23 protein-coding genes and 1 tRNA gene are annotated in these 19592 nt (G+C 62.6%); 17 read left to right on the top strand and 7 right to left on the bottom strand.

Annotated features, from left to right (window positions below; translation table 11 throughout):
• The first annotated feature begins 127 nt into the window (after positions 1-127).
• Positions 128-316 (top strand): hypothetical protein, encoded by a 189-nt coding sequence (locus tag B2P87_RS14250; protein WP_141890344.1) that lies wholly within the window; start codon positions 128-130, stop codon positions 314-316.
• A gap of 6 nt (positions 317-322) precedes the next feature.
• On the opposite strand, the gene B2P87_RS14245 is transcribed toward B2P87_RS14250, so the two are convergent.
• From B2P87_RS14245 to B2P87_RS14235, 3 genes are read right to left on the bottom strand one after another with little or no spacing between them, the layout of a single operon-like run.
• Positions 323-1039 carry an RlmE family RNA methyltransferase gene (locus tag B2P87_RS14245; RefSeq protein ID WP_141890345.1) on the bottom strand — a complete coding sequence of 239 codons (717 nt, stop codon included), beginning with the start codon at positions 1037-1039 and terminating at the stop codon, positions 323-325.
• A gap of 52 nt (positions 1040-1091) precedes the next feature.
• Complete coding sequence (locus B2P87_RS14240; protein ID WP_141890346.1) at positions 1092-1472, bottom strand: hypothetical protein; 381 nt, start codon at positions 1470-1472, stop codon at positions 1092-1094.
• Between the two features lie 30 nt (positions 1473-1502).
• Positions 1503-2615 carry a Ppx/GppA phosphatase family protein gene (locus B2P87_RS14235; RefSeq protein WP_058286930.1) on the bottom strand — a complete coding sequence of 371 codons (1113 nt, stop codon included), beginning with the start codon at positions 2613-2615 and terminating at the stop codon, positions 1503-1505.
• A 284-nt stretch (positions 2616-2899) separates the two neighbouring features.
• Here B2P87_RS14235 and B2P87_RS14230 point away from each other — a divergent pair, with 284 nt between their 5' ends.
• The 3 genes from B2P87_RS14230 to B2P87_RS14220 are packed head-to-tail and all read left to right on the top strand — an operon-like array spanning position 2900 to position 5221.
• Entirely contained in the window at positions 2900-3196 is a 297-nt protein-coding gene (locus B2P87_RS14230; RefSeq protein WP_141890347.1) for a virulence factor, read from the top strand.
• A 27-nt stretch (positions 3197-3223) separates the two neighbouring features.
• Positions 3224-4150: a hypothetical protein gene (locus tag B2P87_RS14225; protein WP_058286932.1), complete on the top strand. Its 927-nt coding sequence runs from the start codon at positions 3224-3226 to the stop codon at positions 4148-4150.
• A 9-nt stretch (positions 4151-4159) separates the two neighbouring features.
• A complete protein-coding gene (locus B2P87_RS14220) occupies positions 4160-5221 on the top strand; it encodes a methyltetrahydrofolate cobalamin methyltransferase (RefSeq protein ID WP_141890348.1) in 1062 nt (353 codons plus the stop codon).
• Positions 5222-5426: 205 nt separating this feature from the next.
• Here B2P87_RS14220 and B2P87_RS14215 read toward each other — a convergent pair.
• Positions 5427-5516 (bottom strand) — tRNA-Ser (locus B2P87_RS14215).
• Positions 5517-5635: 119 nt separating this feature from the next.
• On the opposite strand from B2P87_RS14215, the gene B2P87_RS14210 reads away from it, so the two are divergent.
• The 7 genes from B2P87_RS14210 (at position 5636) to B2P87_RS14180 (ending at position 11937) form a co-directional block, all read left to right on the top strand.
• Entirely contained in the window at positions 5636-6487 is an 852-nt protein-coding gene (locus B2P87_RS14210; protein ID WP_141890349.1) for a DUF2059 domain-containing protein, read from the top strand.
• Between the two features lie 202 nt (positions 6488-6689).
• Positions 6690-7244, top strand: a complete 555-nt coding sequence (rplU, locus tag B2P87_RS14205) for a 50S ribosomal protein L21 (RefSeq protein WP_058286935.1) — start codon at positions 6690-6692, stop codon at positions 7242-7244.
• An 11-nt stretch (positions 7245-7255) separates the two neighbouring features.
• Positions 7256-7525 carry a 50S ribosomal protein L27 gene (gene rpmA, locus B2P87_RS14200; protein ID WP_008553710.1) on the top strand — a complete coding sequence of 90 codons (270 nt, stop codon included), beginning with the start codon at positions 7256-7258 and terminating at the stop codon, positions 7523-7525.
• Positions 7526-7809: 284 nt separating this feature from the next.
• Positions 7810-8346, top strand: coding sequence for a GNAT family N-acetyltransferase (locus B2P87_RS14195; RefSeq protein WP_141890350.1), 537 nt, complete (start codon positions 7810-7812; stop codon positions 8344-8346).
• 121 nt (positions 8347-8467) lie between these two features.
• On the top strand, positions 8468-9502 hold the full coding sequence (gene obgE / locus B2P87_RS14190; RefSeq protein WP_027243945.1) for a GTPase ObgE: 1035 nt from the start codon (positions 8468-8470) through the stop codon (positions 9500-9502).
• Entirely contained in the window at positions 9490-10596 is a 1107-nt protein-coding gene (proB, locus tag B2P87_RS14185) for a glutamate 5-kinase (protein WP_141890351.1), read from the top strand. The genes obgE and proB overlap by 13 nt, the downstream gene beginning before the upstream one ends.
• Positions 10597-10671: 75 nt before the next feature.
• A complete protein-coding gene (locus B2P87_RS14180; protein WP_141890352.1) occupies positions 10672-11937 on the top strand; it encodes a glutamate-5-semialdehyde dehydrogenase in 1266 nt (421 codons plus the stop codon).
• 74 nt (positions 11938-12011) lie between these two features.
• Here B2P87_RS14180 and B2P87_RS14175 read toward each other — a convergent pair whose 3' ends face one another.
• Positions 12012-12608, bottom strand: a complete 597-nt coding sequence (locus B2P87_RS14175; protein ID WP_058286939.1) for a histidine phosphotransferase family protein — start codon at positions 12606-12608, stop codon at positions 12012-12014.
• A 34-nt stretch (positions 12609-12642) separates the two neighbouring features.
• Here B2P87_RS14175 and B2P87_RS14170 point away from each other — a divergent pair, with 34 nt between their 5' ends.
• From B2P87_RS14170 to tsf, 5 genes are all read left to right on the top strand, one after another.
• Positions 12643-12825: a DUF3553 domain-containing protein gene (locus tag B2P87_RS14170; RefSeq protein WP_141890353.1), complete on the top strand. Its 183-nt coding sequence runs from the start codon at positions 12643-12645 to the stop codon at positions 12823-12825.
• A 106-nt stretch (positions 12826-12931) separates the two neighbouring features.
• Positions 12932-13693: a GNAT family N-acetyltransferase gene (locus B2P87_RS14165; RefSeq protein ID WP_141890354.1), complete on the top strand. Its 762-nt coding sequence runs from the start codon at positions 12932-12934 to the stop codon at positions 13691-13693.
• Positions 13690-14520, top strand: coding sequence for a lysophospholipid acyltransferase family protein (locus tag B2P87_RS14160; RefSeq protein WP_141890355.1), 831 nt, complete (start codon positions 13690-13692; stop codon positions 14518-14520). Before B2P87_RS14165 ends, B2P87_RS14160 begins: the two co-directional genes overlap by 4 nt.
• 188 nt (positions 14521-14708) lie before the next feature.
• A complete protein-coding gene (gene rpsB / locus B2P87_RS14155; protein WP_058286942.1) occupies positions 14709-15482 on the top strand; it encodes a 30S ribosomal protein S2 in 774 nt (257 codons plus the stop codon).
• A 78-nt stretch (positions 15483-15560) separates the two neighbouring features.
• Complete coding sequence (gene tsf, locus B2P87_RS14150) at positions 15561-16436, top strand: translation elongation factor Ts (RefSeq protein WP_141890356.1); 876 nt, start codon at positions 15561-15563, stop codon at positions 16434-16436.
• Between the two features lie 489 nt (positions 16437-16925).
• Here the strand turns inward: tsf and B2P87_RS14145 are convergent, their stop codons facing one another.
• Positions 16926-17681, bottom strand: coding sequence for an autoinducer binding domain-containing protein (locus B2P87_RS14145; protein WP_141890357.1), 756 nt, complete (start codon positions 17679-17681; stop codon positions 16926-16928).
• Positions 17678-18127 carry a type II 3-dehydroquinate dehydratase gene (aroQ, locus tag B2P87_RS14140; protein WP_141890358.1) on the bottom strand — a complete coding sequence of 150 codons (450 nt, stop codon included), beginning with the start codon at positions 18125-18127 and terminating at the stop codon, positions 17678-17680. Before aroQ ends, B2P87_RS14145 begins: the two co-directional genes overlap by 4 nt.
• A gap of 218 nt (positions 18128-18345) precedes the next feature.
• On the opposite strand from aroQ, the gene B2P87_RS14135 reads away from it, so the two are divergent.
• Entirely contained in the window at positions 18346-19557 is a 1212-nt protein-coding gene (locus B2P87_RS14135) for a serine hydrolase domain-containing protein (RefSeq protein WP_141890359.1), read from the top strand.
• Positions 19558-19592: the final 35 nt, after the last annotated feature.

Raw genomic sequence — 19592 nt, 5'->3', positions numbered from 1 at the left:
CTGCGGCTTTCGCGCAACTGTTTCCGTATTTGCAACAATAAGGCAGGCTTTGCCACAATTGAGCCCCGGTTGCGGCCTAATCCCTGTCTAAACCTGCATGAAAGCAGCGGAACTAGAAGGGGGAATCATGGCAAAACTGCAAAACAAACTGCGCCACATGCGGCTGTTCGAACTGATGCGCCAGCGCGAGATGGCCAGCCATGTCAGCCGCAAGCTGCGGGTGTCCAGGCTGACCGATGACGACGGTGCGGAGGCAATCCTGCTGCGCACCCTGGCCAGCCGGTCGCTGACAACCCCGCACAACCGGCCGGTCTGAGGCCGCTTAGCCGCGGAACCCCATGGCGACGACGAATTTCTCGGAGCTGTCCGACCGCGAGGAGGGCGGCTTCATGTTCATCACCTTGGTGAACTTCTGCTTCAGCAGCTTCTGAAGCTCTCCCTCGGCGCCGCCCGCCAGAACCTTGGCCACAAAGGTGCCGCCCTCTTCCAGCACGTCAAAGGCGAAATAGGCCGCGGCTTCGCACAGCGAGATAATCCGCAAATGGTCGGTCTGCTTATGGCCTGAACTGGCCGCCGCCATGTCCGACATCACCACATCGGCCTTGCCGCTCAGCCATTCCTTGACCTTGTCGTCGGCGCCTTCATCCATGAAATCAAGCTGATGGAATTCGGCCCCGGCCAGCGGCTCCACCTCCTGCAGGTCCACACCGATGATGCGGCCCACGGCCTTGCCCGGCTTTTCCCCCAGCGCGTTGATGCGCTTGACCGCAACCTGGGCCCAGCCGCCGGGCGCGCAGCCCAGGTCGACAACACGCGCACCATTCACCAGGAACCGGTACTTGTCGTCCAGCTCCATGATCTTGTAAGCGGCACGACCGCGATACCCCTCGGCCTGCGCCCGTCTGACATAGGGGTCATTCAGCTGCCGCTGCAGCCAGCGGGTCGAGCTGAGCTTGCGGCCGCGGGCGGTCTTCACCTTGACCTTCAGATCCCGCTGGCCGCGGCCGGATGTGTTTTTACCAGTGGGGGTCTTTGCCATGAGTGTTTTCTCCGAAAGTAAGGGCTGCAGATAACCTCTTGCACCCGCCGGATCAAGGCGATGCTTTTTCCCCGGATAGCGCAAGCTCAGCCCAGGGAGCGGATATGCCGAACAGCACATATCCTAAAAGGTTTGCAGCCTTGTTCCAAAGGCTGTTGTTCATTGGCACGGCGGGCGGCGGATGAGCTTCGCAGTCGTCCGTTTCCAAAGGGCTTAGATGCCCGCAGTGAATTGCGCTGAGAAACGCAGAGGCCTCCGCTGCATCTTCGGCCGGAACACTGACCGGAACCCCGCCGAATGCCAGGCTGTAATGGGGCAGCAGCGCCATGGTGTTGATCCAGGGGCAAAATACCTTGAACCCCGCTGCCTCCAGTGCAGAAACCGTTACTGAGACGGTGCTTAGCCGGTAAGCTATGGCAATGACCGTATACATGCATGGAACCTTCCGGATGCTTCTGATCTGTCAGTAGGGGCCGTCCTCCAGAACGCCATCCGCGCTCATCTGCGCATAGAGCAGGCCTTCGCGCAGGCCGCGGTCCGCAACCGACAGCCGGTCGGTCGGCCAGCAGCGCAGCAACGCCTGCAGGATCGCGGATCCGGACATGATCAGCGCCTGCCGGTCCTCGCCGATGCGGGGGTCGCGGCGGCGGCCCTGGGGCCCGAGTTCCAGATACCCCCGGATCACCTTGTCAATCTGATCGCTGGTCATCCGCAGCCCGTCCACCTTGGTGCGGTCATACCGCTTAAGCCCCAGGTGCGACGCGGCCACTGTGGTCACGGTGCCGGAGGTGCCGACGATCTGAAACCCTGCGCGCGCCTGCTCATTCTTGTAGGGGGCGAAATCCGCCAGGTTCTCCTCAAAGAACCAGCTCATCAGTGCAAAGCGGGCGGCGTCATCCTCCACATCGTTGAACTGATCGCGCAAAGTGGCGACCCCCAGCGGCACGGAAATCCAATCCACAACCTTGGCAGCGGGGAAGGGGCTTTCGCTCAGCTGGAAGCCGTTGTGCAGCCGCATGATCGCCGACGGGCGGTCGCGCCGCGGGACGGAGGAAATGTCGATCCACACCAGTTCCGTCGAGCCGCCACCGATATCGACCACCAGCAGCTGTTCCGTCTTGGTCGAAACCAGCGGCGCGCAGGAGATGACCGCCAGCCGCGCCTCCTCCTCCGGCTGGATGATTTCCAGCGTCAGCCCGGTCTCGCGCTTGACCTGACGAATGAAGTCGCGGGCGTTCTTGGCCCGGCGGCAAGCCTCGGTCGCGACCAGCCGCATCCGCCGGACCCTGTTGCGCTTGAGCTTTTGCTGACAGATGCGCAGCGCCTGGATGGTGCGCGCCATCGAGGACCGCGACAGCCGTCCGGTCCGCTCCAGCCCGGCGCCCAGTTGCACCGACTTGGAGAAGCTGTCCACCACATGTATGCCGCTGCCCTTGGGCTGGGCAATCAGCATACGGCAGCTGTTTGTTCCCAAATCCAATGCAGCATAAAGCGCATCTGGATCGGGACGGGCCGGTGCAGGGGTTTCAACCGCTTGGGGAAACGCGCCCGCACCTTTCGAGCGCCTGGGCGCCATGATTCACGCCCTCCGATTATCGTGTTAACTGTGACAATAGGTGCGCAGCTGCGGCGGCGCAAGCTCCAGCCGCCAGAAGCGAAGCAATTTCCGCTGCCTAGCGGGTTCCTCATAATCCATATGAATATTTTGGCGGTACACCGCTGTGGCATTCGAAGGTGCACAAAGCTAGGGTCGCAACAGCAAAACGTCGCTCAATCCCATCGTGTTGTCGAAATTCGACCAACTTGCCGAGCGCCGCCGCTCTAGAACGTGGTCTATCCAGGTTAGGAGGAAATCAGGGCATGCCCGACGTTACGATCGTTTACTGGCGCGACATTCCTGCGCAGGTCATCGTTGGCAAGGGCCGCGGCGGCGCCAAGCGCCAGCTCGAAGAGCGGTTCGAGCAGGCCATCGACCGTGCGGCCATGAAGGTGAACGCCAAGGACGCGGACGCCTATCTTGCCGAGTGGCGCAAGGCAGCCCCGTTTTCCGCCGACGGCGAGGCAGCCGATGTTGCCGAAGCCGAGGCCAGACGCCTGGAAGCTGAGTATGATCAGGACCGCCTGAAGGCGCTGATTGCAAATGACGGATGGGCTTGACCCGCAGACCACTCTTGGGAGGCCGTGATGGCTTTGCTGAACTTTAAGAAACGTGACACTGGCGCTGCCCAGACCGTCAACCCGCAGGTCGAAGCCTTCCTGCAGGACTACTCGATCGAAGTCATGCCGCGCACCGCGGAAAAGGTCGAGAACTTCCGCGACCTGCTGCCGGCCGGCACCCGCGTTTATATCGCGCACATCGAAGGCACCCCGATCGAGGATATGGTCGCCACCGCCAAGCGCCTGAACGCCGAAGGCTTCCCGGTGATGCCGCACTTCCCGGCGCGGATCATCAAGGACGAGGCCACCCTGGCCGACTGGATCGCCCGCTACCAGGGCGAGGCGGACGTCAAGCAGGCGCTGATGCTGGCCGGCGGTGTTGCCAAACCGCATGGCGACTTCCACAGCTCCATGCAGTTGCTGGAAACCGGCCTGTTCGACAAGGCGGGCTTCACCAGCCTGCACGTTGCCGGCCACCCGGAAGGCAACAAGGATATCGACCCGGATGGCTCTACCAAAAACGTCTCCGAAGCGCTTCAGTGGAAACAGAAATTCTCTGAGCGCACCGACGCCAAAATGGCACTGGCCACCCAGTTCGCGTTTGAGGCCAAGCCGATCATCGAATGGGCAAACGGCCTGAAGGCTGCGGGCGTCGACCTGCCGATCCACATCGGCATCGCGGGCCCGGCCAAGCTGCAGACCCTGATCAAATTCGCTATTGCTTGCGGTGTTGGCCCGTCGCTGAAGGTGCTGCAGAAACGCGCGATGGACGTCTCCAAGCTGCTGCTGCCCTACGAGCCGAACGATGTCGTTGCCGAACTGGCCGCCTACAAGGCCGAGAACCCGGATTTCAACATCACCAACGTCCATTTCTTCCCGCTGGGCGGCATCAAGACCAATGCCACCTGGGCCATCAACAACGGCGGCGCCTCGGCGAAGCCGGTCAACTCCTAAGGATCAACAATGACCCGTACAGTCGTAGAATCAAAAACCAAAACCGCGATCCTGGGCTTTGATGAGCCGTTCTGCGTGATCGGGGAGCGCATCAACCCGACCGGCCGCAAGAAACTGGCGGCCGAGCTGGAAGCCGGCGATTTCTCCACCGTCGAGAAGGACGCTGTGGCACAGGTTCTGGCCGGGGCAACCGTTCTCGATATCAATGCGGGTGTGGTCTACAACTCCAATCCGAACCCGAACGAGACCGAGCCGCCGCTGATGAGGAAAATCATCGAACTGGTGCAGGGGCTGGTTGATGTTCCGCTGTGCATCGACTCTTCGGTGCCGGGCGCGCTGGAAGCCGGCCTGGAGGTCTGCGAAGGCCGTCCGCTGCTGAACTCCGTCACTGGCGAAGAAGAGCGTCTGGAGCAGATCTTGCCGCTGGTCAAAAAGTATAATGTCCCGGTTGTAGCAATCTCCAACGACGACACCGGCATTTCGGAAGATCCCGATGTGCGCTTTGCCGTCGCCAAGAAGATCGTTGAGCGCGCTGCCGATTTCGGCATCCCGGCGCATGACATCGTGGTCGACCCGCTGGTGATGCCGGTTGGCGCAATGGCGACCGCCGGCCTTCAGGTGTTTGCCCTGGTCCGCCGCCTGCGCGAGGAACTGGGCGTGAACACCACTTGCGGTGCGTCCAACATCTCCTTCGGCCTGCCGAACCGTCATGGCATCAACAACGCCTTCTTGCCGATGGCCATGGGCGCGGGCATGACCTCCGCGATCATGAACCCGGTGGCACTGCCGGTGACCCAAAAGGCCATTGCCGAGAAGAAGGCCATGGTCGAAGCGGCCGGCATCATCCTGCCGGAAGGGATGGACGATGAGGCATTTGTCACCATGTTCGGCCTGGGCTCCACCAAGCCGCGCGCCGGTAAGGAAATGGAAGCCATCCGCGCGGCCAACTTCCTGACCAACAACGACCCGCACGGCGGGGAGTGGATCAAGTTCAACAAGCCGCCGGCTGCCGAAGGCGAAGAAGGGCGCGGCCGTGGCGGCCGCGCCGGCGGACGCCGCCGCCGCGCCTGATCCGCGCAGCTTGAAACACATAAGGCCGGGCAGAAATGTCCGGCCTTTTTCGTTTGATGCCAGTAGGTTGTGGCGCTCTCTTTGGGTGGATGGCTGCAGGCCGTCCGGACAGAGGAAAGCACAGCCAACCAGCCAAACCCGAAGGCGGCTCGTCATTTTGACGCACGCCGTTCGTCTTGTCCGGGAAGCGGTCTGTAAGGGAAAGTGGCGGAGAGACAGGGATTCGAACCCTGGGTGGGCTTGCACCCACAACGGTTTTCGAGACCGCCCCGTTCGACCACTCCGGCACCTCTCCGCGGGGGGTGAGGCGCGGTTTAATGTTGATTCCGGACTGGCGCAAGGGGCGAAATGCGCCTTTGACAAAAAAAGCCGGGTATCCGTTGCCAGCCAAAGGTTTTTGCCTAGATTTGCCCTATGCAGATGATCGCCCAAACCCCCGCTGTGTTTGTCCGTGTCCTCGCCGTGCTGTGTTTCGCCATCGCCGCCGTGCCGCTGGCGGCCCGGGCCGCAGACCGCGAACGGGTGGAGGCGTTTCTGGAAGTGACCGGATTTGATGTGGCGCTCGACAGCATTGCGCTCTCCGCCTCCAGCGCGCCGGAAATGCTGGGCTTTGACACCGGCGCCTTCGGCAGCCAGTGGACCGACTTGTCGCAAGACGTGTTCGACACCCGCGAAATGCGCGGGCTTGCCGTGGAGATTCTGGAGAACACGCTGGATGACGAGGCGCTGGATCACGCCTCAGCCTTTTATGCCAGCGATCTGGGCAAGCGGCTGGTGCGGGCGGAAAACGCCTCTCATCTGATTGAGGATGACGAGGTGAAGCAGCTGGCCGGCAACCGGATCATTTCCGGTCTGGTGAAGGAGGGCAGCGAGCGCGTCGCCATGTACCAGCGGATGGGATCGGCCATTGATGCGGCCGGCACCGGCGTGCGGGCGCTGCAGCAGATCCAGTTCCGCTTTCTGATGGCCGCAGCCGCCGCGGGCGTGATTGAGCTGGAGCTGGACGCCGACGGCCTGCGGGCGCTGATGAAGGAGCAGGAAGGCGACTTGCGCCTCAGCCTGCAGGCCTCCAGCCTGGCGGCCTCTGCCTATACCTATCAGGAATTCACCGACGCTGAGGTCCAGGCCTATGTCGAGGCGCTGGAGGAGGCGCCGATGCAGCGGGTTTACGAGCTGTTGAATGCGGTGCAGTATGAAATCACCGCCAACCGCTTTGAGGAGCTGGCGCACCGCATGGCCGAGCTGACACCGGGGCAGGATATCTGACCCGGCAAACCGTTGATGCCGCCTGTGGAAAAACGGTTGACAGCCCCGGCTTTCCAAACCATAAGCCCGCATCCCGGCCCGGAATCCGTGTGCCGGGATTTACTTGTAATCCGCCCCGCACAGGGGCGCGCTGTTCGAGGCGGCATCAGCCGGAACGCCCGCAAGGGGGCCGTAGGACGCGGTAAGAAAAGGAAAGACGCACATGTTTGCGGTCCTCAAGACTGGCGGCAAGCAGTACAAGGTTCAGGCGGGCGACGTGCTCCGCGTTGAAAAACTTGCTGCAGATGCTGGCGACACCATCCAGTTCGACGAAATTCTGATGCTTGGCGGCGACGCACCCGTTGTGGGCGCTCCGCTGGTGGAAGGCGCTGCCGTGAAGGCAGAAGTGATCGACCAGATCAAAGGCGATAAGCTGATCAACTTTGTGAAGCGCCGCCGGAAGCACTCCTCCAAGCGCACCAAAGGCCACCGTCAGAAACTGACCCTGGTCCGGATCACCGAGATCCTGGCATCGGGTGCAACCAAATCCGCTCCGAAAGCTGCTGCCAAAGCTGCCCCGGCTGCTGACGCTGCTGCCTCGGACGACCTGACCCAGCTGACCGGCGTCGGCCCCGCAGCTGCCAAGAAACTGGCAGAAGCAGGCTTCACCAGCTTTGCCCAGATCGCAGCCTTGTCCGAAGACGACATTGCTGGTATCGAAGCAGTCAAAGTGAAGCCCGAGTGGGTTGAGCAGGCCAAAGAGCTGGCCAAAGGCTAAGGAGAGAGAGAATGGCACATAAAAAAGCTGGCGGTTCCTCCCGTAACGGCCGCGACTCTGCTGGTCGCCGCCTTGGCGTGAAACTCTTCGGTGGCCAGGCGGCCATCGCAGGCAACATCATCGTGCGTCAGCGCGGCACCAAATTCTGGGCCGGCGAAGGCGTGGGCATGGGCAAAGACCACACTCTGTTTGCCACTGCTGACGGTGCTGTAAGCTTCCGCAAAGGCCTGAAAGGCCGCACCTTTGTATCGGTTCTCCCAGTGGCGGAGGCCGCTGAGTAAGCCGACCCGAAGGGTAAAGAAATCTTTAGGGGGATCGGCTATAAGGCCGGTCCCTCTTTCTGTTTTTGAGTATGCGAGTGTATGATGATTTTCCCAGCACAGGCCAAGCCCCCCAGCGCAGCGCCGCGGCTCCCGGGTGTTCACGCCCGGCCAACGGGAAGTTTTGCGCAATTTGAACAGCGCGTGCCTTGCCGCAGGGGCAGGGCGTGCACATCTGATTTTGGCCGCCACAATAATGAGGGCCTTGTGAGCCCGCAAAAATACGGCAGAGGAGGAGCACATCCATGAATCTGGATCAAATCGTGTGCCAGCAGGTCATTGAAACCGAACGTTTCATTCTGCGCCCGGTGCGGAAATCTGATGCCGGGCTGATTGAGCATTACGTCAGCGACGAGCGCGTTGCCCGCATGACCCGGTCGATCCCGCACCCGCTGCCGCCGGGCGCGGCAGAGGCTTTTGTGGCGCGTGCCATGGCGGATGAGCGGGACGAGGACGTCTGGGTGATTGATGGCACCGCCGATGGCGATGCCGAGCTGAAGGGCGTGATCGGCCTGAAACGGATGGACCGCAACCAGTCTGAAGTGTCGTACTGGACCGCACCGCCGTTTTGGAATACCGGGCTTGCCTCTGCGGCGCTCAAGGCGCTGGTCGATGCAAATCCGCAAAACAACGCGGCGATGTTTGCCTGCGTGTTCCAGGACAACCCGGCCTCTGCGCGGGTGCTGCTCCATTGCGGTTTTGACTACCTGGGCGACGCCGAAAGCTTTTCTGTCGCGCGTGACGCCACTGTTCCAACCTGGACCTACAGCCGAAAACTGTGATTGGCGCGGCGCGCGCTTTGCGGTAAGGCAAACGAAACACTCCCGTCAAAGCTCCGCGCCTTGGCGGGACACTTGTACTGCGCGGGCAGGCCGCAAGATCCTGCCGCATTAAGGAGCTGTCATGAAATTCCTCGATCTGGCAAAAGTCTACATCCGTTCGGGCGCCGGCGGGAACGGCTGCGTCAGCTTCCGGCGTGAGAAGTACATCGAATTCGGCGGCCCCGACGGCGGCGACGGCGGCAAGGGCGGCTCTGTCTGGGCCGAGGTCACCGAGGGGCTGAACACCCTGATCGACTTCCGCTATCAGCAGCATTTCTTTGCCAAGAACGGCCAGTCCGGCATGGGCCGCCAGCGCACCGGCAAGGACGGCGACGACATCATCCTGCGGGTTCCGGTGGGGACCGAGATCCTCGACGAGGATCAGGAAACCGTGCTGGCCGACCTGACCGAACCGGGCCAGCGGGTGCTGCTGGCCAAGGGCGGCAACGGCGGCTTTGGCAACCTGCATTTCAAATCTTCCACCAACCAGGCGCCGCGCCGCGCCAACCCGGGGCAGGAGGGCGTAGACCGCACCATCTGGCTGCGGCTCAAGCTGATTGCAGATGCGGGTCTTCTGGGTCTGCCGAACGCGGGCAAATCCACCTTCCTGGCGGCGACCTCGAACGCGCGGCCCAAAATCGCCGACTACCCCTTTACCACCCTGCACCCGAACTTGGGCGTGGTGGGCATCGACAACACCGAATTTGTGGTGGCGGACATCCCCGGCCTGATCGAAGGCGCGCATGAGGGCCGCGGCATTGGCGACCGCTTCCTGGGCCATGTCGAACGCTGTGCGGTGCTGCTGCATTTAGTCGACGGCACGTCGGAAACGGTGGTCGAAGACTACGAAACCATCATCGGCGAACTTGAGGCCTATGGCGGCGAGCTTGCCACCAAACCCCGCATCACCGCGCTGAACAAGGTCGACGCGCTCGACCCCGAAGAGCGGGAGGAGAAACGCGCCGCGCTGGAGGCCGCCGTGGGCGGGCCGGTGATGATGATGTCCGGCGTCAGCCGCGAAGGCCTCAACGAGGTGCTGCGCGCCGTGCGGGCCGAAATCGACGATGACCGCGTGCGGATGAAGCCCGCCGAGGAGGAACAGCCTTGGCAGCCCTGACCTCGGCAAAACGGATCGTCGTCAAGATCGGCTCGGCGCTGCTGGTCGACCGGGGCACCGGCGAGCTGCGGGCCGGCTGGCTGCATTCGCTGGCCAATGACGTCGCCTGGCTGAAATCCCGCGGCACCGATGTGGTGCTGGTTTCCTCCGGCTCCATCGCCCTGGGCAGGGGCGTGCTGGGGCTGCCCCGCGCAGATCTGCCGCTGGAGAAATCCCAGGCCGCCGCCGCCGTTGGCCAGATCCGCCTGGCCCGCGCCTATGAGGAGGCGCTGGCGCCGCACCGGATCACCACTGCGCAGGTTCTGGTGACGCTGGAAGACAGCGAAAACCGCCGCCGCTACCTGAACTCCCGCGCGACGCTGGAAACGCTGCTGAGCATGGGCGCGGTGCCGATCGTCAACGAAAACGACACCATCGCAACCGACGAAATCCGCTATGGCGACAATGACCGCCTGGCCGCGCAGGTGGCGGTGACGGTCGGGGCCGACTGCCTGATCCTGCTGTCCGATGTTGATGGCTTTTACAGCGCCAACCCGGCGCTGGACCCGGATGCCAAACGCTATGACCGGATTGACGAGATAACGCCCGAGATCGAGGCGATGGCGGGCGATGGTGTCTCCGGCCTGTCCAAGGGTGGGATGATCACAAAACTGCTGGCTGCGAAAATGGCGACAGCGGCGGGATGTGAGATGGCGATCACCGAAGGTTCGCCTCTGAACCCTTTGAAAAATCTCGAAGATGGCGCCGCTTGCACCTGGTTCACCGGGCAGGGCGATCCGCAAACTGCGCGCAAACGCTGGATCAGCGCGATGAAGACGCGTGGCGTCCTGACCATCGACGAGGGCGCCGCCCGCGCGCTGATGTCCGGCAACAGCCTGCTGCCCGCAGGCGTCCGTCATGTGGAGGGTGACTTTGGCCGCGGCGATCCGCTGGCCATCCTCGGCCCAGACGGGCGCAAACTGGGGCAGGGGCTGTCGCGCTACACCGCCGACGAGGCCCGCGCCATTCAGGGGCGCCGCTCGCATGATATCGAGGCCACGCTGGGCTATCCCGCCCGCGCTGCGCTGATTCACCGCGATGATATGGCGCTTTGATCAGACAACCTGATAGGGTATTCCAGCCGGCAAGCACGGAAGTGCCAGACAGGGACCGGCAAAGGCGCGAGACACATGAAAGACAACGAGAATATTCCCGCCGTGATGGCGGAGCTTGGCAAACGTGCAAAGCAAGCGGCGCAAATCCTGGCGACAGCCAGCGCTGATCGCAAAGAGGCGGCCCTGACCGCCGCTGCAGACGCGGTCTGGAGCCGCCGGGCGGAGATCATCGCGGCAAATGCCAAGGATCTGGAGTTCGGCCGTGGCAAGGGCCTGACGGACGCGATGATGGACCGGCTGATGCTGGACGAGGCCCGGATCCAGGGCATCGTCGACGGCCTGCGTGCGGTGGCCGGGCAGCGTGATCCGGTTGGCGAGGTGATGGAGGAATGGGAGCAGCCCTCCGGCCTGAAAATCCAGCGCGTGCGCACCCCGCTGGGGGTGATCGGCGTGATCTATGAAAGCCGCCCCAATGTGACCGCCGATGCCGGCGCGCTGTGCCTCAAATCGGGCAATGCGGTCATCCTGCGCGGCGGCTCCGAAAGCTTCCACTCGTCTCAGGCCATCCATGCCTGCCTGGCAGAGGGCCTGAAATCCGCAGGCCTGCCCGAGGACGCCGTGCAGCTGGTGCCGACCCGCGACCGCGCGGCGGTGCAGGAGCTGCTGACCATGACAGACTATGTCGATGTCATCGTGCCCCGCGGCGGCAAGGGCCTGGTCGGGCTTGTCCAGCGCGAGGCCCGGGTGCCGGTTTTTGCCCACCTCGAAGGCATCGTGCACATTTACCTCGACAAAGCCGCCGACCCTCAAAAGGCGCTGGACGTGGTGGTGAACGCCAAGACGCGGCGCACGGGTATCTGCGGCGCCGCCGAATGCCTGCTGATCCACCAGGACATTGCGCCGACGCTGGGCAAGGCGGTTTTGGAAGCGCTGGCCGCTGCCGGCGTGGAAATCCGCGCCGGGGAAGGGCTGCCCGGACCGGACGGCATGACCGCCGCAACGGCGGATGACTGGGGCAAGGAGTATCTGGATTCCATCATCGCTGCCAAGCAGGTAGCGGGCATTGATGACGCCATCCAGCACATCCGCACGCATCACTCCCAGCACACCGACTGCATCATCACCGAGGACGAGGCCGCAGTTCAGAAGTTCTTTGCCGAGCTGGACAGCGCCATCCTGATGCACAATGCCTCGACCCAGTTTGCCGACGGCGGCGAGTTCGGCATGGGGGCAGAGATCGGCATTGCCACCGGCAAGATGCACGCCCGCGGTCCGGTGGGCGCGGCGCAGCTCACCAGTTTCAAATACCTGGTGCGCGGCAACGGCACGACCCGCGCCTGACACCGCTGAAAACGCAAAACGCCGGGCGCAAGACCCGGCGTTTCTTTGTGAAGGTGCCGCCCGGTCAGACCCGGTCAGAACTGCAGCGTGATCTTTTCCAGGTTCTGCTCCAGCCGGACGGTGCGGTTCGCCTCTTTGGCCGCTTCGGGCAGCAGCGCGAATTGGACCAGTGCCGGGGTGATTTCGGCGTTGGATGTGCCGCCGCTGACCCGCGCCCACAGCTCATCATCCACATTCAGCTTGCTGCCTTCGCCCATCACCGTCCATTTGCCGTCGGCGCAGAAGATCTTGACCGTGCCGCCATAAGGCAGCGCCGTTTCAAGGCAGAGCGCCGAAAGCAGGGCCAGCCGGGCCTCGCTGCGGGTGCAGCCCTCCAGCGGCGACCACTGGTACTTGATGCGCCCGCCCTTGCTGATGTCTTCCAGCACCGAGACGATTTCGGCCCGCGCCATCTGCTGGTCGCCGGCCGCGCCAAAGGCGACGCGGAAGAAGCGGATACGCGCATTGGCGTTGGCGACGCTGTCGGAGATCAGCTCCAGCTCCGGGCCCGACATGCTGCCGGCCATGCCCAGCAGTTCCAGACCGTTGTTGATGGCGCCGACCGGGCTGATCAGATCATGGCAGATCCGGGACCCTACCAATGCTGCCAGATTGGCGTTATCTACACCCATAACTTATACTTCCTCCGAACTGGGCCACCCGCAAATGAATGACCTCAACGCTATTTTAGCCCCCGGCATGTTCGTCCGGCACCCGGATCACCCCGAATGGGGGATCGGTCAGGTGCAGTCGAACGCTGGCGGCAAGATCACCGTGAATTTTCCCGATCAAGGAAAGCTCGTGATTGACGGAGCGCGCGTCTCCCTTATTCCCGTCTTTGAGCCATAACGGTTTATGAAGGGTTAACGAACTCCCTCGAATTAGCCTTAATTGCCGCGCACTCTTTGCCCCAAGGGCAAGCTGCGCTCAAGCCTGAAACATGCAAGGAAAGCGAATGCAACACCGCGCCCCGGAGTTTTCCGTCAAAATCGCCGGCACGGAGGCAGAGCTGCGCGCTGCCCAGGCCCTGCGGTATGAGGTGTTCGTGCGGGAACTGGGCGGTGGCGGCGCGATGGTGGATCACGCGGCCGGGCTGGAGCAGGACCGGTTCGACCCGTTCTTTGACCATATGCTGGTCACCGATACCGCCACGGGCACGGTCGCCGGCGTCTACCGGCTGCTGCGGGACGATCAGGCGGCAAAGGCCGGGCAGTTCTACTCCGAAGACGAATATGATCTGAGCGTTCTGAAATCCTCCGGCCGCCGCCTGCTGGAGCTGGGGCGGTCTTGTCTGCACCCCGATTACCGTGGCGGGATGGCGATGTTCCACCTCTGGTCCGGGCTGGCGGATTATGTCGCGGCGCACGGGATCGAGGTTCTGTTCGGGGTCGCGAGCTTTCACGGAACCGATCCGCAGCAGCTGGCCGGCCCGCTGGCCATGCTGCACCACGGCCACCTCGCGCCGCCGGAGCTGCGCGTGCGGTCGAAATCCTTTCAGCCCATGGATTTGGTGGCCGAAGCTGATCTTGACCGCAAACGCGCGATGCTGGAGACGCCTGCGCTGATCAAGGCCTACTTGCGGCTTGGCGGATTTGTCGGCGAAGGCGCCTGTATCGACCATGCGTTCAACACCACCGATGTCTGCCTGATCCTGGACACCGCCCGGATGAATGAGCGCCAGCGCAAGATCTACGCCGGAGGCCGCGCCCGCCCATGAGCATCAGCTGGCACAGCGAGGAAGCCCCGGACCGGGTCCGCATCACCGCCCTGGGCTGGTGCCTGGTGCTGCTGCGCGGGGTGCCGCTGGCGCTGCTGGTGTTCGGCGGCCTGCTGCTGCTGCTGGCCGTGCGGCTGGTGGAGCGGCCGCTGTTCGGGCTCCAGCGGCCGGTGACGCCGTTCATCACCCAGTTTGTCTGCCGCAACGCGTTCCGCCTGATGGGGATCCGTTACATAACCCGCGGCACCCTGATGCGGCAGCGCGGCCCGGTTGTTGCCAATCATTCCTCCTGGCTGGACATCTTCGCGCTGAACGCGCGCAAGCGGATCTATTTCGTCTCCAAGGCAGAGGTCGCCGGATGGCCCGGCATTGGCTGGCTGGCGCGGGCCACCGGCACCGTGTTCATCGAGCGCAACCCCAAGAAAGCCAGAGAGCAGGCGGATCTGTTCGAGCAGCGCCTGCGCGCCGGGCATAAGCTGTTGTTTTTCCCGGAAGGCACGTCAACCGACGGGTTGCGTGTTTTGCGTTTTAAAACAACACTCTTTGCCGCTTTCTTCAATGATCATCTGCGCGATGGCCTGCACGTTCAGCCAGTGTCCGTGGTGTATCATGCACCCAAAGGGGCGCCCGCCCGGTTTTACGGCTGGTGGGGCGATATGGATTTCGGGCCGCATCTGCTCAAGGTGCTGGCCGCCCCGCGCCAGGGCGCGGTAGAGCTGATCTATCACCCGCCGTTGAAAGTGTCGGATTTCCCCGACCGCAAGGCGCTGGCCGCCCGGGCCGAGGATTTGGTGCGCAGCGGCCATCGGAAAGCCTTGCAAAGCTGAAAAATCGCGCCGGCTGCCGATTTCTGCGGCCGGACACTTGTCAGCTGACAATATCTGATCTATAGGCGCGGCTACGAACCCGCAGGCGGGGTTTGGCCTGATCAGGGGAGACATCCCTGACGGACCCCCGGTTGGAGCATCTGCTCTGAACCCCCGCCGAGGATAGAAACCGGAAAGGAAAGAATAGCATGGCTCTTCCTGAGTTCACCATGCGTCAGCTGCTGGAAGCTGGCGTTCACTTCGGCCACCAGACTCAGCGCTGGAACCCGCGCATGTCGCCGTTCATCTACGGCTCGCGCAACGGCATCCACATCATGGACCTGACCCAGACTGTTCCGATGCTGGACCAGGCGCTGCAGGTTGTCCGTGACACCGTCGCCAAAGGCGGCCGCGTGCTGTTCGTCGGCACCAAGCGCCAGGCAGCCGGCCCGGTCGCTGAAGCCGCTGAGAAATCCGCTCAGTACTACATGAACCACCGCTGGCTGGGCGGCACCCTGACCAACTGGAAAACCGTTTCCCAGTCGATCAACCGCCTGAAGGAAATCGACGAGAAGATGTCCGGTGGCGCCGAAGGCCTGACCAAGAAAGAGCGTCTGGGCATGGAACGCGACCAGGAGAAGCTGCAGGCCTCCCTGGGCGGCATCCGCGAAATGGGCGGCGTGCCGGACCTGCTGTTCGTCATCGACGTGAAAAAAGAAGCGCTGGCCATCGCCGAAGCCAAGAAACTGGGCATCCCGGTTGTGGCTGTTGTCGACACCAACTGCTCGCCCGACGGCGTGGACTACATCATCCCGGGCAACGACGACGCATCGCGCGCCATCTCGCTGTACTGCGACCTAGTGGCCCGTGCGGCTCTGGACGGCATGTCGGCTCAGCTGGGCGCTGCAGGCGTTGACCTGGGCGCGCTGGAAGAAGCACCGGCAGAAGAAGCCGTGGCTGAAGAAGCCGCCGCCGAAGCCTGATCCGTCCTGTCACGGAATTGACATGCGGGGCAGGGTATTTCCTGCCCCAAATCCGTTTTTGAACTGAGGGAGCCTAACATGGCAATCACTGCAGCAATGGTGAAAGAACTGCGCGAATCCACCGGCGCAGGCATGATGGATGCGAAGAAAGCACTGGTCGAAAACAACGGCGACATGGAAGCCGCTGTTGACTGGCTGCGCACCAAGGGCCTGGCGAAAGCCGCCAAGAAATCCGGCCGTACCGCTGCTGAAGGCCTGGTGGCCGTGGTCGTCGAAGGCGGCAAAGGCGTTGCGGTTGAAGTGAACTCCGAAACCGACTTCGTTGCCAAGAACAGCGAATTCCAGGAAATGGTCGCAGCCATCGCCAAGGCCGCTCTGAACGCAGACGACGTCGAAGCGCTGAAAGCAGCCGACCTGGGCGGCAAGACCGTCGAGGCGACCCTGACCGACAAGATCGCCACCATCGGCGAGAACATGTCGCTGCGCCGTCTGGAGAAGCTGGAAGGCGAGACCGTCGTGTCTTACATCCACAACGCGGCCACCGCGGGCATGGGCAAGATCGGCGTTCTGGTTGCGATGAACGGCGGCGACGAAGCGATCGGCAAGCAGGTTGCGATGCACATCGCGGCTGTGAACCCCGCCGCGCTGTCCGAAGCTGAGCTGGACGCCTCCATCGTCGAGAAGGAAAAGCAGGTTCAGATCGACATCGCCCGTGAATCCGGCAAGCCGGAACAGGTGATCGAGAAGATGATCGAAGGCCGCATGAAGAAGTTCGTGGCTGAATCGACCCTGCTGAACCAGCAGTTCGTGGTGAACCCGGACCTGACCGTGGAAGCCGCTGCCAAGGAAGCTGGCGCCACCATCACCGGCTTTGTCCGCGTGGAAGTCGGCGAAGGCATCGAAGTCGAGAAAGAAGACTTTGCAGCAGAAGTGGCAAAGGCCGCTCAGGGCTGATCAGCACCGCTGATAGTTTGCGAATTGACCGGCGGGTGGCGTTGTCCACCCGCCGGTTTTTTTGTGCCGGCAGTCCGCCGCGGGCTGCGGCGGGCGCAGGACGCGGCCGGGCAGGCGGGCTGAAGCGGCTTCGAAGGTTGAGGGGAAGGGTGAGGGGCCCCACTGATGGGGATGGATGGAGCCCCTCCGGTATCCGGGATAGACGCGGACCAATACGCGCCTATACCCGACCAGGTAGGAGAGCCTTGAAATCGCAAGGGTCGTTACCCAAAGTTCCTAGGCCAAAGCCACCACTCACGGAACACGTGCAACATGCAGTGAATTACCCTATAACGGTAGTACTGAATTCCATACTTTTTGATGCTGATTGGCGTCGGCCCCTGGCGCGTCAGACACTTTCCCAGCCCGCGCAGCGGACCGGGAGCTTTCGGATAAACAAAAGAATTCAAAACTCTGGCAGCTGCGCTTCGGATCCGCCCCGGGTCCGGTTCAGGCGTCGACGACGTACATCTGATTGTGCAGCGCAGCCTTCAGAACGGCCTGCGCAGTGGTCTCCACCGCCAGGGACTCCCGGGCAAGACGCAGGTGTTTTTCAATCGTAGCGGGAGTGAGCCCCATCAGCAGCGCGATATCCTGCGTGGTCTTGCCGTCGCCGACCCATTGCAGAACCTCCCGCTGCCGCTTGGTCAAGTTGCGCTTGGGCGAGGCATAGGGCAGGGTGAGGATCTTCAGGTGCGCCACATTGTTCATCAGCACGATATCCTCGCCGCGGTCCGCCCACAGCGTGTCGACGTCGTCCTGGCTCATGCCAGGCTTGGCAGCCAGCGAGATCGCGCCCTTGTACCGGTTCGACACGGAATGAAAGCTGATCGTATAGCCGGCCGTCATGTCCAGCTTCTGGTTGAACTCCTGCACTTTTCTGGCCTCTGGCGTCAGCGTGCCGGTGGCGGCCATGTCCGCGGCAATGCGCCAGCTGCCGGCGCCTTCGTTTTCCAGCGCCCAGCGGAGCATGGGCGCCGACAAATACAGCCCCTCTTTCAGAAACCCGTTCAGGTACTCGTTCGGATGATTGGACAGGATAACGAAATCTTCGGGGTCGCCCAGCGAGGTCTCCGTCCTGAAACGGGTGTGCCCGTAAATCAGCCGGTCAAATCCAAAGGCGGCCATTTGCTTCACATGCTCGCACCACAGTTCCTCGGTGCTCTGGACGCCGCACAGGAAGCTCAAATAATCCTTTAACTTCATGACGGTGCAGCCTCATCCAGATGCGCTGCCAAGGCATCCAGCGCCAGCAGGTAGCCTTTTGCGCCAAAGCCGCAGATCTGACCCAGCGCCGCCTTGGCGATATAGGACGTGTGGCGGAACGTCTCGCGCGCGTGAATGTTTGAAAGATGCACCTCAACCGCCGGGATTTCCACGGAAATCAAGGCATCCATCAGCGCGATGGAGGTATGGGTATAGGCCCCGGCATTCAGGATAATCCCCTGATGCACGCCTTTGGCGGCGTGAATGGCGTCGATCAGCGCGCCCTCGTGATTGGACTGCAGGCATTCCACGTCAAAGCCCAGCGTTGCGCCATGCGCTTTGCATTCCTGCTCCACCATCGCCAAGGTGACAGATCCGTAGACCTCCGGCTGCCGGGTGCCGAGCAGGTTCAGATTGGGGCCGTTCAACACCAGAATACTCGTCATCAGATGTAATTCCTTGCTGTCCTTCTTCTTGAAGTTCTAAGACAATTCCCTTGGGAATGCGAATACACAAAAGGATGTGAATATGAAAAAACATCGTAAGCTGTAAATGCCCGGATCCCGGTTTGGATTGCGCGGAAGACTGGCAATTGGGTTTCATTTTTCCGCTTGCCAATGCATACCGGCTTGCAAGGAAACTGGCACAAGACGGGAGAGCAGAGATGCAGGCTGACCGGTTCAGCAGGATTAAATCCTGGCAGCAACGCTATGTGGATGAACGAAAATATCCCGGAAGCACGCTGCTGGTGAAACGCGGCGGCGAGGAGTTGTTCTTTCACGCTGCAGGCCTGCGCAACATCGAAGAGCAGCTGCCGTTCAGCCGCGACACCCTGGTGCGGCTTTATTCGATGACCAAGCCGGTGACGTCGCTGGCGATGATGATCCTGCTGGAACGGGGGCTGTTCCATCTGGACGCGCCGCTCAGCGATTTTCTCCCGGAATTCAGCAACATGCAGGCCCTGGTTCCAGGTGCCACCGCGATCAGCCAGACAGAACCGTGCCCGGTTCCAACGCTGCACCAGCTGCTGACCCACACCAGCGGGCTGAGTTACGCCTTCAACCCCGGCCTTGTGCCGGAGGCGATGGAGACAGCGGAAGTGCTGTTCAAGCCCGGTCAGGGCGACCTTGCCCCGATGGTGACGCGCCTGGCGGAACTGCCGCTGGCCTTCCAGCCGGGCTCCCGGTGGGAGTATTCGGTGGCCACAGATGTGCTGGGCCGTGTCGTCGAAGCGGTGTCCGGCAAACCCCTGGGCCAATTTTTCGCTGAGGAAATTTTCGCGCCGCTCGGGATGGGCGAAACCGGTTTCCGGGTGCCGGCCGGGGCAGGGAACCGCTTCGCCTCGCTGTATACGCCGCTGGCCGGCGATGCCATGGCGCTGAATTCTGCCGAAACTGGCGCAGATCCGCTGCGGCTGACCGACAGCTGGCAGACCTCGCCGTTTCAGCAAGCGGACATGCACTCCGGCGGCGGCGGCCTGGTCGGAACGCTGGACGACTACATGGCCTTCGCTGAGATGCTACGGCACCGCGGGCGCTGCGGGGACGGCTTTATCATCAGCCCGCAAACTGCTGATTTTATGACGCAAAACCATCTCCCGGGTGAAATCGCCTCGATGGGCCCGCAAAGCTTTGCAGAACAGCCGATGGAGGGTATGGGCTTTGGGCTTGGCGGTGCTGTGGTGCTGAATCCGGCCCGCGCGCGCTGCCCGGGTTCGGTTGGCGATTTCAGCTGGGGCGGCATTGCCTCGACGTTCTTCTGGATCGACCGCAAACTGGACCTGTCCGTTGTCTTCCTGACCCAGCTGGCGCCGTCCAGTTCGTACCCGTCGCGCCCCGAGCTCAAAGCCCTTGTGCATGGCGCGCTGACAGCGTGACTTCCACGCACTGCGTTTCCGGGTATGATGACGAG

Source organism: Leisingera sp. UBA4491 (assembly GCF_002388965.1).
GTDB classification, from domain to species: domain Bacteria; phylum Pseudomonadota; class Alphaproteobacteria; order Rhodobacterales; family Rhodobacteraceae; genus Leisingera; species Leisingera aquaemixtae.
Note: the sequence above shows the minus strand (reverse complement) of the source record. Positions and strands in the feature narration are given on the sequence as shown.